We start from the raw sequence: 12,789 nt of genomic DNA on the forward strand, positions 1-12,789 counted from the left end.
TTATTTACGTGAGGTATCTAACATTACATGGCCTTGTTTTGTTTAAGATACGAAACAAAATTTAAAGGAAGATTGCACAAACGGGAAGGAAGTATTAATTTCGCGAATGATGAGGTTAGTAGTCAGTAGCTAGTAGTTAGTAGTCAGTAGTTAGAATCTATGCAGCATATCAGCGTTGTCATTCCGAAAGGATTCTAACTACTTACTACTAAATTCTAACTACTTATTATAATAGTATGAAACAACTTGTAATTTGTCTGTTGGTGATATTGCCTCTCTCTTTGTTCGCTCAGAATGAAGAGAGCAACATCGTCATGCCGGACAGTGTGAAGACAACCAAACGTCCCAACGGATTTATAAGAGCTTTCAACTATCTGTTCAACCCCAGTGATATCGATACTACTTATATCAGCCCCAACCGTTACAACTATGCACTGATGCTGGACCACTTCACCAACTACGAATATTATAGTTTAAGCAGTAGTACTCCTCAGTCACAACGGTTACGGTTCTCTCCCAACCCCCGCAATAAGATAGGTCCCTACTTCGGTTGGCGCTGGATATTCCTGGGATGGTCTATAGACACCGACGGGCTTTATGGCAAACAGAAAGGAAAAAGAAAAGGAACGGAGTTTGATTTAAGTCTTTACAGTTCCAAATTAGGGGTGGATATTTTCTATCGACGCACCGGTAACGACTACCGGATACACAAAGCGGACGGTTTTGATGACATGCCCGATAATTATTCCGAAAGTTTTGATGGATTGAAAGTAGACATAAAGGGGCTAAATGCATTTTACGTATTCAACTACCGCCGCTTCTCCTATCCGGCAGCTTTCAGCCAAAGCACTAACCAAAGGCGCAGTGCCGGATCGATGATTGCAGGGTTCTCTATCTCAACACATCATCTGAACTTCGATCCTACCAAATTGCCGCAAACTATTCAGGAAAGCCTGAATGAAGACATGAGAGTGGAACACATCAAATACACAAATATCAGTCTCACTCTCGGTTATGCCTACAACTGGGTGTTTGCACGCAACTGGCTCGCCTGCCTCTCACTGACACCTGCCATAGCCTACAAAACCTCACGGATTGAAAAAGTACAAACAGAAACAAACGACTGGTACCAAAACTTCAACATAGATTTCATACTGCGTGCAGGGGTAGTTTACAACAACAGCAAATATTTTGCCGGGACCTCCTTTGTGGGCAGAACCTATGATTACTACCGGAATAATTTCTCACTAAACAATGGCTTTGGTACCCTGCAGATATATGCAGGATTCAATTTTTATCTGAAGAAGCAATACAGGAAAAAGCACTAAGTAATAATCTGGCAATAACTACTCCACCAGCCAACGACTGATATTTCGTGTTTCGGCACTGAACTCTACTCCCACCTTCACTATTTCACGCCCATCCACCAGATAAGGTATCAGATAACCCCTGTCATCAATCTGCTGTAAGGCTTGTTCTGCCGTGCCATTCAGCTTAAACTCAAAGACATAAATCTGATCGGGAGTCTTTACCACAGCATCCGCCCTTCCACGGGCACTACGCACTTCTGCCTCGGTGAACTGCCCCATCAACTTGAACACCAGATAAAACACAACCTGATAATGGCGTTCTTTGTTTTCGTTCAACTCATAAGGGAAATCGGCAAAAAACGATTGAAGACGAGTGAGGAAAGCTGATACATCACCTGCCTGTAGTTCCTTGATGAACTTGCCAATGTAGAAACGTCGTTCTCCGTCCGGTATTGGTGTATAAAAAGGCAATATGAAATTCATAAAACCGTACTTCACTTCATCATTCGGAAAAGCCAAACGATACATCTTGAAACGCTTATCATACTCTTTTATCGTGAGATATCCACTCTGGTAGATTAACGGGATAGGATTACGTGCCTCTACCCGATATTCAGTAAAAGCGGTAGAAGATGCTTCCACGCCATCAATCAAAATACGAAGATCGTAGTCACTCTTTTTAAGCAGTTCAACGAGAAAAGTAGGTGTCCCGGTCTGGAACCAATAATCATTAAATTCTTTTGCTTTCAGCGCATTGAGCACACTAAACGGATTGAAAACGCCCTCTCCCGCAGGATGAAAATGATAACCATCATACATCCGGGTCATCTCATCCACCGTTTCTTCATAAGTGGTATCGTTAGCTCTGCCCAGCACTTCCAGCTCAGGCTGGAAAATCGAAATTAACTCATCCCGGGTAATACCACAAACAGTAGCATAGTCATACCACAGACTGATATCCTGCAATTGGTTCAAATCACTGAATACACTTACCTGGGCAAATTTGGTCACTCCGGTAAGGAAAGCGAAACGCAGGTGACGATCGGAGCTTTTCAGTACGCCATAAAAAGCTTTCAGGGTCGTGCGATACTCATCCAGCAAAGCCTCATTCTGCATGGCCTGAAGCAAGGGCTTGTCGTATTCGTCTATCAGGACAACGACATTGCGCCCGGTTAATTCGGAAGCACGTCTAATAACTCCCATGAAACGGCTCGACAGGGTAGTTTCGTCAACTCCTTTTCCGTATTTCAGTTCCCATTGAGTTAAGTGGTTACTGAGAATGCTGTTCAGTCTTTCGGGAGTATCATACTTCTCGGCGTTCAAGTCGAGGTGCAGCACAGGATAGGTGATCCACTCTTTCTCCAAATCTTCGATAGCCAACCCCTTGAAAAGTTCTTTCTTCCCCTCAAAATAAGCCTCGAAAGTAGACAGCAACAAACTTTTCCCAAAGCGGCGGGGACGGCTCAGAAAATAAGGAGTACTGGTACTTACCATCTGCCAGACAAGCGCAGTCTTATCCACATAGAGATATCCCTCTTTACGCAACTTCTCGAAAGTTTGTATCCCGATGGGGAGTTTACGGCTTAAATCAATCATAAGGCTATTATTCTAAGTATGACATTAGTAGTACGCAAAGATAGGTCTTTATGTTCACATACTCAAAATTTCTTTGTACATTTGCCCCGTTCAAAACCTGAAAAAAGAATGAAAACGAACCGTCCGATCCATAGACCTGCCATCCGTTTCCGCTGTTGGAGCCGGAAGGGATATGCTGCCTTTGCCAGCCTGGGACACCAGGTTACCATCGGGCAGTTGCATCTCAACGTGACGGAACGTTCGCTCGCCAAGCAAAAAGCTGCTCAAACTATCCCTTATCATACATTTATGACACTTGAAGAACTTAAAGACCAGGTGCTGCAAGGCGTTGATATCACGCCCGAACAAGCGGCCTGGCTGGCTAATACAGCCGACAGGGAGGCGCTATATGCGGCTGCCCATGAGATTACCGTCGCCCGTGCACAGCGCGAATTCGACATGTGTTCCATCATTAATGCCAAGTCCGGACGTTGCCCGGAAAACTGTAAATGGTGTGCACAATCTTCTCACTACCAGACAAAAGCCGAGGTTTACGACCTCGTCAGTAAAGATGAATGCCTCCGACAGGCACAATACAACGAAGCACAGGGCATAGCCCGGTTCTCACTCGTCACCAGCGGACGAAAACCTTCCCCGAAACAACTTATTCAACTCCGTGATTCCACCCGCTACATGCGCAGGCATACTTCCATTCAGCTATGCGCCTCCTTAGGGCTCCTCGAAGAAGATGAATTACAGGTACTCTATGACGCAGGTATCACCCGTTATCACTGTAACTTAGAAACGGCGCCTTCCTATTTTCCGAAACTTTGCTCTACGCATACGCAAGAGCAGAAACTGGCTACACTCAATGCTGCACGCCGGGTAGGTATGGATATCTGTTGCGGCGGCATTATCGGTATGGGAGAAACACTGGAACAGCGTATTGAATTTGCTTTCACCCTCCGGGAACTTGGGGTACAGTCCATCCCGATCAACCTGCTCAGCCCGATCCCAGGTACCCCACTGGAACACGCAACACCGCTGACAGAAGAAGAGGTATTAACCGCTATCGCACTTTTCCGCTTTATCAACCCGACAGCCTATCTGCGCTTTGCCGGAGGACGTTCACAACTCTCTCCGGAAGCTATGAAACGGGCTTTACATATCGGTATCAACTCGGCTATCGTGGGAGATTTGCTAACTACACTCGGCTCAAAAGTATCGGAAGACAAGCAGATGATTTGTGCAGCAGGATACGAGATAAGGGAAGGGAGAAGGGAGAATGGAGATGGGAGAAGGAAAGAGAGGGAGGATGGGTTCGATCGGGAACATCTGTGGCATCCTTATACTTCGACCACGAATCCATTGCCGGTATATAAAGTAGAACGGGCAGAAGGGGCTACGATTACACTGAGTGACGGGCAGGTACTTGTAGAAGGAATGTCGTCGTGGTGGTGTGCGGTACATGGATACAATCATCCGGTATTGAATGAAGCGGTACGGGAGCAGTTGGAGAAAATGTCGCACGTAATGTTTGGCGGACTGACACACGATCCGGCCATTGAATTGGGAAAGCTGTTGCTCCCTCTGGTTCCTCCCTCGATGCAGAAGATATTTTATGCAGACTCCGGATCGGTGGCAGTAGAGGTAGCACTGAAAATGGCCGTGCAATACTGGTATGCCGCCGGGAAGGCAGAAAAGAATAATTTCATTACCATACGCAGCGGATATCATGGTGATACATGGAATGCAATGTCTGTTTGTGACCCCGTAACAGGGATGCACTCGCTGTTCGGATCAGCACTACCGGTACGTTATTTTGTACCTCAACCCGCCTCACGTTTTGATGGCGAGTGGAATCCGAAAGATATTCTCCCTCTGAAAGAACTGATAGAAACACGTTCCGACGAGCTCGCCGCACTTATCCTTGAACCGATTGTACAGGGGGCAGGCGGTATGTGGTTTTACCATCCCCGGTATTTACAGGAGGCAGCTAAACTTTGCCATGAGCACAATCTGTTACTTATCTTTGATGAAATAGCTACCGGCTTCGGACGTACAGGAAAGCTCTTTGCCTGGGAACATGCCGGAGTAGAACCGGATATCATGTGCATCGGCAAGGCACTGACCGGAGGATATATGACACTGTCTGCCGTATTGGCAACCAATGAAGTGGCGGATATGATTTCCAATCATGCACCGGGAGCTTTTATGCACGGCCCTACATTTATGGGGAATCCGCTGGCTTGTGCCGTAGCTTGTGCTTCGGTACGCCTGTTATTAGAGTCCGGTTGGCAAGAAAATGTGCGCCGTATCGAAGAGCAACTGAAGCGGGAACTGGCTCCGGCACGTTCACTTCCGGCCGTAGCAGATGTACGGGTATTGGGTGCTATCGGAGTTATTGAGACACGTCAGCCGGTAGACATGGCATACATGCAACGGAGGTTTGTTGAAGAGGGTATCTGGGTGCGTCCTTTCGGAAAGCTGGTATACCTCATGCCCCCGTTTATCATCACGCCGGAACAATTAAGTAAACTTACGAGTGGAGTTATCAAAATAATGAGTAATTGAGTAGTTAAGTAGTCAAGTAGTAAGTAGAATACATTAGGCGAGTCATTTCTACTTGACTACTTAACTACTTGACTACTTACTACTAATTAATAAATAAGTCAAAGAATTATGACCACCATCGAACAGATGCAACAAGAGTTGCAGGAACTGAAAGAGAAAAGTAATCTACGAAAGCTTCCTGCCATTACACACGAAGGCAGAAACGTTATTGTAGACGGGCGACGGATGCTGAACCTCTCTTCAAACGACTATTTAGGATTGGCAAACGATAGGAAACTACGCCGGGAGTTCCGGGAAACCCTGACCACGGAGACTTTTCTGCCCACCTCCTCCTCTTCACGTCTGCTGACGGGGAACTTCAGTATTTATGATCGGTTGGAGCAGCAACTTGCCGATAGCTTCGGCACCGAAGCGGCATTGACATTCAACAGCGGATATCATGCCAATACAGGTATCCTGCCGGCAGTAAGCAATACACACACGCTCATATTAGCAGACAAACTGGTACATGCCAGCCTGATAGACGGCATACGCCTATCGGCAGCAAAATGTATCCGGTACCGCCACAATGAATACAACCAGTTGGAACGTCTTTTGCAGGTGAATCATTCGGAATACGAACGCATTATCGTCGTCACCGAAAGTATCTTTAGTATGGATGGTGACGAAGCCGATCTCCGGGAACTGGTTCGTTTGAAAAAACAATATCCCAATGTACTGTTGTATGTAGATGAGGCTCATGCCTTCGGAGTACGCGGACAGAGAGGATTGGGATGTGCAGAAGAGCAGGATTGCATCAACGATATCGACTTTCTGGTAGGTACATTCGGCAAGGCACTGGCTTCGGCAGGAGCCTATATCGTCTGCCGGAAAGTGATACGGGAATACCTTATTAACAAGATGCGTACTTTCATCTTCACCACGGCATTGCCTCCGGTGACAGTACAGTGGACTTCCTTCATGCTGGAACGTCTGGCAGGCTTCCGGCAAAGACGTGAAACCCTGCGGTTCCTTAGTAATCAACTCAGGGAAGCCCTGAAAAACAAAGGATATGACTGCCCTTCAACCAGTCACATCGTGCCGTTGATAACAGGAGAAAGCTGTGTGGCCATCCGGAAGGCGGAAGAACTACAACGCAAAGGATTCTATGCTTTGCCCGTACGCCCGCCTACGGTACCGGAAGGCACCTCACGTATCCGGTTCTCGCTGACGGCAGAGATCAGAGAAAGTGAAATGGAGAAATTAATAAATGAAATATCAAAAGTCGAAGAACCTGTTTAAATTTTCCTCAAAAGAAGATACTAAGATGCCAACCGTTACTTCCGTTTTGTCTGAATATATAAGTTTAAACAATATGGAATCCACCTCAAGCAGAGTCGCATTATTTTACATACAGTTTTCTCCCAAAGCCGTACGCCTTGCCCGGCTCCGGGGAGGAGGTAGCCCGGCTCCGGGGAAGAGCTTCTTCGGCACCGGGGAGCAGGCTGTTCGGCTCCGGGGAGAAAAGCGTTCTGTAAGCCCTTTAATAATCAGTGCTTTACAAAGACAGACTTTAGTATTCCAAACTGTGCAACAATAGTAATATTACACAACATTATTTTAAGTATCACATCTACCTATGAACCAATATATCCATACGTCAACAAATCAGAAACGAGATCGCCTTCTCCTGTTCTTCGCAGGCTGGGGAATGGATGAACGCCCTTTCATACAATATACACCCCGTGAAAGCGATTTTATGATTTGCTACGATTATCATACACTCGATTTCGACACTTCCCCGACAGCCCGTTACTCCCATATCGACGTTGTGGCATGGTCTATGGGGGTCTGGGCGGCCTCACAAGTACTCTCACGCATTGCACTTCCCGTCAACAGCTGTGTCGCGATCAACGGCACCCCCTTCCCTATCGACGAGAAACGGGGTATTCCTCCTGCCATTTTCAAAGGAACATTAGAGGGGTTGAACGAAGCATCCCTTCGGAAATTCCAGCGCCGGATGTGCGCCAATGGAAGTGCTTTTGACAGCTTCCGCCACATTGCCCCCCAACGGTCAGCAGAAGACCTGAAAGAGGAACTCGCCGCCATCGCCCGGCAATATCGGGCACTTTCTCCTGCCGGTTTCTCCTGGAAGAAAGCCATCATCGGTGAAAACGACCGTATCTTCCCGCCCGCCAATCAACATACTGTCTGGGAAGAGACTTCCGCTTCCATCCTCCATGGTAACGAAGCTCATTATGACGAATCACTCTTTACGCAATACCTGAAATGAATATGGACAAGAATCTGATAGCCGAACGTTTCTCTAAAGCAATCGGTACTTATACGCGGGAAGCAAATATACAGCAACAGATAGCCGAAAAAATGATTCACCTCTTACAGCAATATCTCCCTCCGACCCCGTTGGGGAAAGTGGTAGAATTTGGTTGCGGCACAGGTAATTACTCCCGGCTGCTCTATCATACCCTGCAACCGAAACAGCTTCTCCTGAATGATATCTGCCACGACATGCAGACCTGCTGTGAAGACCTGCTCAATCAGGGCGTAGCTTTCCTTGCCGGAGATGCCGAAACACTCGCATTTCCCGAAGATACGGAACTTATCACCTCCTGTTCTACCCTTCAATGGTTTGAAAACCCGGAACACTTTTTTCACCGTTGCACGAACTATCTGAGTAGAAACGGGTATTTCGCTTTCACCACTTTCGGGCAAAAGAACATGGAAGAGATACGCAGTGTCACCGGTCACGGACTTACCTACCGTTCGCTCCACGACCTGAAGGCTTCGCTCGCTCCTATGTACGATATCATTTATGCAGAAGAAGAGGTAGTCCCCCGTACCTTTACCACTCCGCTGCAAGTGCTCTATCATCTGAAAGAAACAGGAGTTACGGGTATCGGTAAACACCATTGGACACGGCGCGAACTAAACCGCTTCTGCGAGGACTATCCCCGTCAATCCGGTAACAACCGCTCCGTGACACTTACTTATCACCCTATTTATATCATCGCAAAAAAGAAGAAACAATGAAACAGAATGTATTTTTTGTATCCGGCATTGACACTGATGCCGGAAAGAGCTATGCCACCGGTTTCCTGGCCCGCGAACTCAATAAGAACGGAAAGCGTACTATTACCCAGAAATTTATTCAGACCGGCAATGTAGGTTATTCCGAAGATATTGACCTGCACCGCCGTATCATGGGAATTCCTCACACCGAAGAAGATCGTGAAGGACTCACTATGCCGGAGATTTTCTCCTATCCGGCTTCGCCGCATCTTGCCTCGCAATTGGACAAGCGCCCCATAAACTTCAACAAGATGGAACAAGCCACCGCCGAACTCAGCCGCCGTTATGACATCGTTCTGCTCGAAGGTGCCGGCGGACTGATGGTGCCGTTGACCGAAGAGTTGCTGACTATCGACTATGTAGCCCAAAAGGGTTACCCGCTCATTTTTGTAACCTCCGGCAAGTTGGGAAGCATCAACCACACATTACTCAGCTTTGAAGCCATACGTAACCGGGGGATCCATCTTGATACTGTGATGTATAATCTGTATCCCACAGTAGAAGATAAAACAATACAAGAGGATACGCAAAGCTTTATCAGAAAGTATATGGAGAGATACTTCCCGGACACCCGGTTTATACTTGTGCCGGAAATAAAGCTCCGGAAATAAAATATCTTCTATGGCAACGGACGAAACGGACAATACGGATGACAACGGATCTTTTTATTCTATTTACTGATAATCAGTGAAAAATAAGATTCGATCCGCCGTCATCCGCATTATCCGTTTCATCCTGTGTGCCGATGAAAACACAGCACAATATTAGCTCAGTTGCTCCGTGCTACTCTGCAGTGGAGTCTATTAAAGTTTTACTTTTGCTTCTTTGCCCATTCCAACCGACGTGTATCAGGCAATTGTTTCACCTGAAAATCTTCAAAGATAGCTTCAAATCCCGTACCATCAGGACATGCTCCCATTAATCCCACCATTACCGGGCAGTTATCCTGCAGCCAACAGGTACGCATCATCGTATACTTCTTATCATCCAATGAGAAGAATATTTCTACGGCATCCAGCTTTCTGACAGCTTTTATCCAGATAGAACGAGGAGTTTTATCCAACTCTACCACACTCCAGTCACTTGTTTTATGTGTCACCACAGCACTTACATTCTGTTTACCATTCACATACTCCACACCTGCTTTTATCCAGTTCTCATGATCCACACGAATCATCAGTCCCATTTGGTCAAAAGTAGTCACATAGTTTCCCGTTATTTTAACTTTCGCTTCAAACTCCCCACCGTAAAGAGCATAGTAAAAAGGTGCATCATCTACTGTAAAACCATAATGGGATATTCTCCAATAATCCGTTTTCGGAGGGACTATCATTGAGAAAGTACGTGCATCCCGTATCTCCCATTTATCAGGTTCATTAAACCAATTCATCTTTTCAAGACTTTGTGCCATAATTGTTTGATATTGCACAGCAAATGTCATAAACAGACCAGCTGCAAGTAAAAAATGTTTCTTCATATTCCGTTTTATCTAAAGTATTTTATTTCCGTTCGTCTTCGGTAAGTTCCCGAATCACTTTACAGGGATTTCCCACAGCAACAACATTGGCAGGAATGTTCTTTGTCACCACACTTCCGGCACCTATTATGCTATTATCACCAATCGAAACTCCCGGAAGTATCACTACATTACCACCAATCCACACATTATGCCCTATTGCTACCGGACAGGCATACTCCCAACCGGCTATGCGCCGTGTCACATTTACAGCATGTCCTGCCGTATAAATACTCACATTAGGAGCCAACAGTACATTATCTCCAAAGGTCACCAAAGCCTCATCTAATATCGTACATCCCATATTGGCATAAAAATTCTCGCCGACACGAATATTATAGCCATAATCGCAACGGAAGGGTTGTTCGACCAGCAATTGCTTTCCGGTTGCACCCAAGAATTGCTTCAGTATTTCAGTACGTCTTTCCATGTCCGACGGACGCAAATTGTTGTATTCAAACAAAACGTCTTTTGCCCGGGCACGATCTTCTACCAACTCGTCACAGAAAGCCAGATAGGGTTCACCTGCCAGCATTTTTTCTTTATCTGTTTTCATTTCTTTATACTTCGTGATTTGTGGGAAACTTGTATAGGAACAGCAAATATAAATGAATAAATAGAATAGTAACCCACATTCCCTCCCTATATTTTCCTTATTAGAGAAATATTTCTTACGTTTGTATCTGAAAGACAAATGTATTGTTATAAAAAGAAGAAGATAATGACCTGCCCACTGAAAGTAATGAAACGTTTTTTGCTCCTTATACTGTTAATCATTCCCTTGGCATTTACATCATGCGAACAGGAGGATTGGCCTGTCAAAACGGATCAGACCGTACTCATGTATCTTCCATGGTCCAGCAATCTTAAATCTTACTTCGAAACCAATATATCGGACTTTGAGAGTGTAGTACAACGAAACATACTCAAGAACGAAAGGGTTGTAGTATTCTTCTGTACTTCGCCCACTGAAGCAGTACTCTTTGAGTTGGCATATGATAATGGCAAATGCATACGCAAACCCCTGAAAATTTATCATAACCCCGCTTTCACTACGGCCACGGGTATTACTTCCATTCTGAATGATGTTAAAACCCTCGCTCCTGCCAACCGCTATGCCATGACAATCGGTTGTCACGGAATGGGATGGATTCCTGTACCAACCACACAGGCGCGAAGTATAGGCCAAAAGAAACACTGGGAATATGAAGGCGTACCTATGACACGCTATTTCGGTGGATTAAGTCCTGAATATCAGACTAACACCACCACTCTTGCAGAAGGGATTGCAAATGCCGGAATAAAAATGGAGTATATTCTCTTTGATGACTGTTACATGGCTTCTGTAGAAGTTGCCTATGATCTGAAAGAAGTTACCGACTATCTGATTGCTTCCCCTTGTGAGATTATGGCTTACGGTATGCCTTATGCTGAGATTGGTCCGCATCTGTTGGGTAAAGTCGATTATGAAAGTATATGTGATGCATTTTACGAGTTCTATAAGAACTACGAAGAAATGCCTTGCGGGACAATCGGAGTAACGGTATGTTCCGAGTTGGAAAATTTAGCTGTTACAATGAAAGAGATAAATAACCAATATACTCTTCCTTCCTCTTCATTATATACCATACAGACAATGGACGGGTATACCCCCACCCTCTTTTTCGACTGTGGGGACTATGTAGCAAAACTCTGTACAGACGCCGGCCTATTGGCACGATTTGAAGAACAACTGGAACGCACTATCCCCTATAAAAGGCATACCGATTATTATTACACCATGAACAAGGGAAAGATTAAAATCAATACATTCTCCGGTGCAACAATCTCAGATCCAAGTACTAACCCTTATGCCACTGAAAAATATCAGACTGCGTGGTACAAAGCGACTCATTAGTCTTTTTTATATACATAAATAGTTTATAAGCGTTTATAATCCCCACCTCAAAACGTTTACGTATGCTTTTAAAACTATTACTCAATTCTGATGAAATATCCTACAAGAGTCTGGTGGAAGTAAAATAACAGGATAATTCTTGAGAAAAGTTTTTATGAAGAGCGTTAAAAGGGAAAAATCGCCAAACATTTCAGCTAAATTGTCATTTATATATATGTTTGACAGCACTATCTTTGCAACAGTAAAAACAATAAAAAAGGAAGTATATGAAATCAATTAAAACCTTAACTGCAATTTTTGCCCTCACACTGACTTTTATAGCAACAGCCTGTGCAGGCAATAAAGACAATAAAAGTGCTAATTTTCAAAAAGAACAAAGCAATATGGAAGTAATAGCATTAACTAAAGCAGACTTTTTAAAAAAAGTATATAATTACGAAGCCAATCCCAATGAGTGGAAATTTGAAGGCAATCGTCCTGCGATCATCGATTTTTACACGACATGGTGTGGTCCTTGTAAAGCAATGGCACCCATTTTGGATAATATAAGTAAAGACTATGCCGGGAAAATAGATGTATATAAAATAGATGTGGATAAAGAGTCTGAACTTGCCGGAACATTCGGTATCCAAAGTATCCCCACCTTATTAATGATCCCAGTAAAAGGAGAACCGAAAATTTTACAAGGAGCAATGCCCAAAGATCAGCTGATTAAAATAGTAGACGAGTTTCTATTAGAAAAGAAATAAAAAATGGAAGCTATATAGAAATAATCATCTGTAAATAAAAATGCCCATATATAGTGCCTCGTTAAAATATATTATAATGAGGCACCATATATATGGTAA

General features: G+C 44.6%; 12 protein-coding genes. 9 read left to right on the forward strand and 3 right to left on the reverse strand.

Annotated features, from left to right (window positions below):
• Positions 1-236 precede the first annotated feature (236 nt).
• The gene (locus HCG69_RS06860) at positions 237-1,328 is read left to right on the forward strand and encodes a DUF4421 domain-containing protein (RefSeq protein ID WP_221649428.1); all 1,092 of its coding nucleotides are present in this window, start codon (positions 237-239) and stop codon (positions 1,326-1,328) included.
• 18 nt (positions 1,329-1,346) lie between these two features.
• Here HCG69_RS06860 and HCG69_RS06865 read toward each other — a convergent pair whose 3' ends face one another.
• Positions 1,347-2,906 carry an ATP-binding protein gene (locus tag HCG69_RS06865; RefSeq protein ID WP_221649429.1) on the reverse strand — a complete coding sequence of 520 codons (1,560 nt, stop codon included), beginning with the start codon at positions 2,904-2,906 and terminating at the stop codon, positions 1,347-1,349.
• Between the two features lie 108 nt (positions 2,907-3,014).
• Between HCG69_RS06865 and bioA the strand changes: the two genes are divergently transcribed.
• From bioA to bioD, 6 genes are all read left to right on the forward strand, one after another.
• Positions 3,015-5,459, forward strand: a complete 2,445-nt coding sequence (gene bioA, locus HCG69_RS06870; RefSeq protein ID WP_221649430.1) for an adenosylmethionine--8-amino-7-oxononanoate transaminase — start codon at positions 3,015-3,017, stop codon at positions 5,457-5,459.
• Positions 5,460-5,567: 108 nt separating this feature from the next.
• Positions 5,568-6,740, forward strand: coding sequence for an 8-amino-7-oxononanoate synthase (locus HCG69_RS06875; RefSeq protein WP_221649431.1), 1,173 nt, complete (start codon positions 5,568-5,570; stop codon positions 6,738-6,740).
• Positions 6,741-6,813: 73 nt separating this feature from the next.
• Complete coding sequence (locus HCG69_RS06880) at positions 6,814-7,038, forward strand: hypothetical protein (RefSeq protein ID WP_255585492.1); 225 nt, start codon at positions 6,814-6,816, stop codon at positions 7,036-7,038.
• A 39-nt stretch (positions 7,039-7,077) separates the two neighbouring features.
• On the forward strand, positions 7,078-7,731 hold the full coding sequence (locus tag HCG69_RS06885; RefSeq protein WP_221649433.1) for a DUF452 family protein: 654 nt from the start codon (positions 7,078-7,080) through the stop codon (positions 7,729-7,731).
• 2 nt (positions 7,732-7,733) lie between these two features.
• Complete coding sequence (gene bioC, locus HCG69_RS06890) at positions 7,734-8,489, forward strand: malonyl-ACP O-methyltransferase BioC (protein WP_221649434.1); 756 nt, start codon at positions 7,734-7,736, stop codon at positions 8,487-8,489.
• Positions 8,486-9,139 (forward strand): dethiobiotin synthase, encoded by a 654-nt coding sequence (bioD, locus tag HCG69_RS06895; protein WP_221649435.1) that lies wholly within the window; start codon positions 8,486-8,488, stop codon positions 9,137-9,139. The genes bioC and bioD overlap by 4 nt, the downstream gene beginning before the upstream one ends.
• A gap of 200 nt (positions 9,140-9,339) precedes the next feature.
• Here bioD and HCG69_RS06900 read toward each other — a convergent pair whose 3' ends face one another.
• Positions 9,340-9,969 (reverse strand): DUF1349 domain-containing protein, encoded by a 630-nt coding sequence (locus HCG69_RS06900; protein ID WP_370634131.1) that lies wholly within the window; start codon positions 9,967-9,969, stop codon positions 9,340-9,342.
• A 58-nt stretch (positions 9,970-10,027) separates the two neighbouring features.
• Entirely contained in the window at positions 10,028-10,600 is a 573-nt protein-coding gene (locus HCG69_RS06905) for a sugar O-acetyltransferase (protein ID WP_221649437.1), read from the reverse strand.
• 165 nt (positions 10,601-10,765) lie between these two features.
• Between HCG69_RS06905 and HCG69_RS06910 the strand changes: the two genes are divergently transcribed.
• Together HCG69_RS06910 and trxA are read left to right on the forward strand one after the other, a co-directional pair.
• Positions 10,766-11,941, forward strand: a complete 1,176-nt coding sequence (locus HCG69_RS06910; protein WP_221649438.1) for a clostripain-related cysteine peptidase — start codon at positions 10,766-10,768, stop codon at positions 11,939-11,941.
• Positions 11,942-12,207: 266 nt separating this feature from the next.
• Positions 12,208-12,690, forward strand: coding sequence for a thioredoxin (trxA, locus tag HCG69_RS06915; RefSeq protein WP_221649439.1), 483 nt, complete (start codon positions 12,208-12,210; stop codon positions 12,688-12,690).
• Positions 12,691-12,789: the final 99 nt, after the last annotated feature.

It is taken from the genome of Bacteroides sp. K03, assembly GCF_019734355.1.
In the GTDB taxonomy this organism is placed as follows: Bacteria; Bacteroidota; Bacteroidia; order Bacteroidales; family Bacteroidaceae; genus Bacteroides; species Bacteroides nordii.

Bases quoted from the DNA above. Each gene is read 5' to 3' on its own strand.
- HCG69_RS06865 (WP_221649429.1), bottom strand. From the start codon at position 2,906: ATGATTGATTTAAGCCGTAAACTCCCCATCGGGATACAAACTTTCGAG.
- HCG69_RS06885 (WP_221649433.1), top strand. From the start codon at position 7,078: ATGAACCAATATATCCATACGTCAACAAATCAGAAACGAGATCGCCTT.
- trxA (WP_221649439.1), top strand. From the start codon at position 12,208: ATGAAATCAATTAAAACCTTAACTGCAATTTTTGCCCTCACACTGACT.
- HCG69_RS06905 (WP_221649437.1), bottom strand. From the start codon at position 10,600: ATGAAAACAGATAAAGAAAAAATGCTGGCAGGTGAACCCTATCTGGCT.
- HCG69_RS06880 (WP_255585492.1), top strand. From the start codon at position 6,814: ATGGAATCCACCTCAAGCAGAGTCGCATTATTTTACATACAGTTTTCT.
- bioC (WP_221649434.1), top strand. From the start codon at position 7,734: ATGGACAAGAATCTGATAGCCGAACGTTTCTCTAAAGCAATCGGTACT.
- HCG69_RS06910 (WP_221649438.1), top strand. From the start codon at position 10,766: ATGACCTGCCCACTGAAAGTAATGAAACGTTTTTTGCTCCTTATACTG.
- bioA (WP_221649430.1), top strand. From the start codon at position 3,015: ATGAAAACGAACCGTCCGATCCATAGACCTGCCATCCGTTTCCGCTGT.
- bioD (WP_221649435.1), top strand. From the start codon at position 8,486: ATGAAACAGAATGTATTTTTTGTATCCGGCATTGACACTGATGCCGGA.
- HCG69_RS06900 (WP_370634131.1), bottom strand. From the start codon at position 9,969: ATGACATTTGCTGTGCAATATCAAACAATTATGGCACAAAGTCTTGAA.
- HCG69_RS06860 (WP_221649428.1), top strand. From the start codon at position 237: ATGAAACAACTTGTAATTTGTCTGTTGGTGATATTGCCTCTCTCTTTG.
- HCG69_RS06875 (WP_221649431.1), top strand. From the start codon at position 5,568: ATGACCACCATCGAACAGATGCAACAAGAGTTGCAGGAACTGAAAGAG.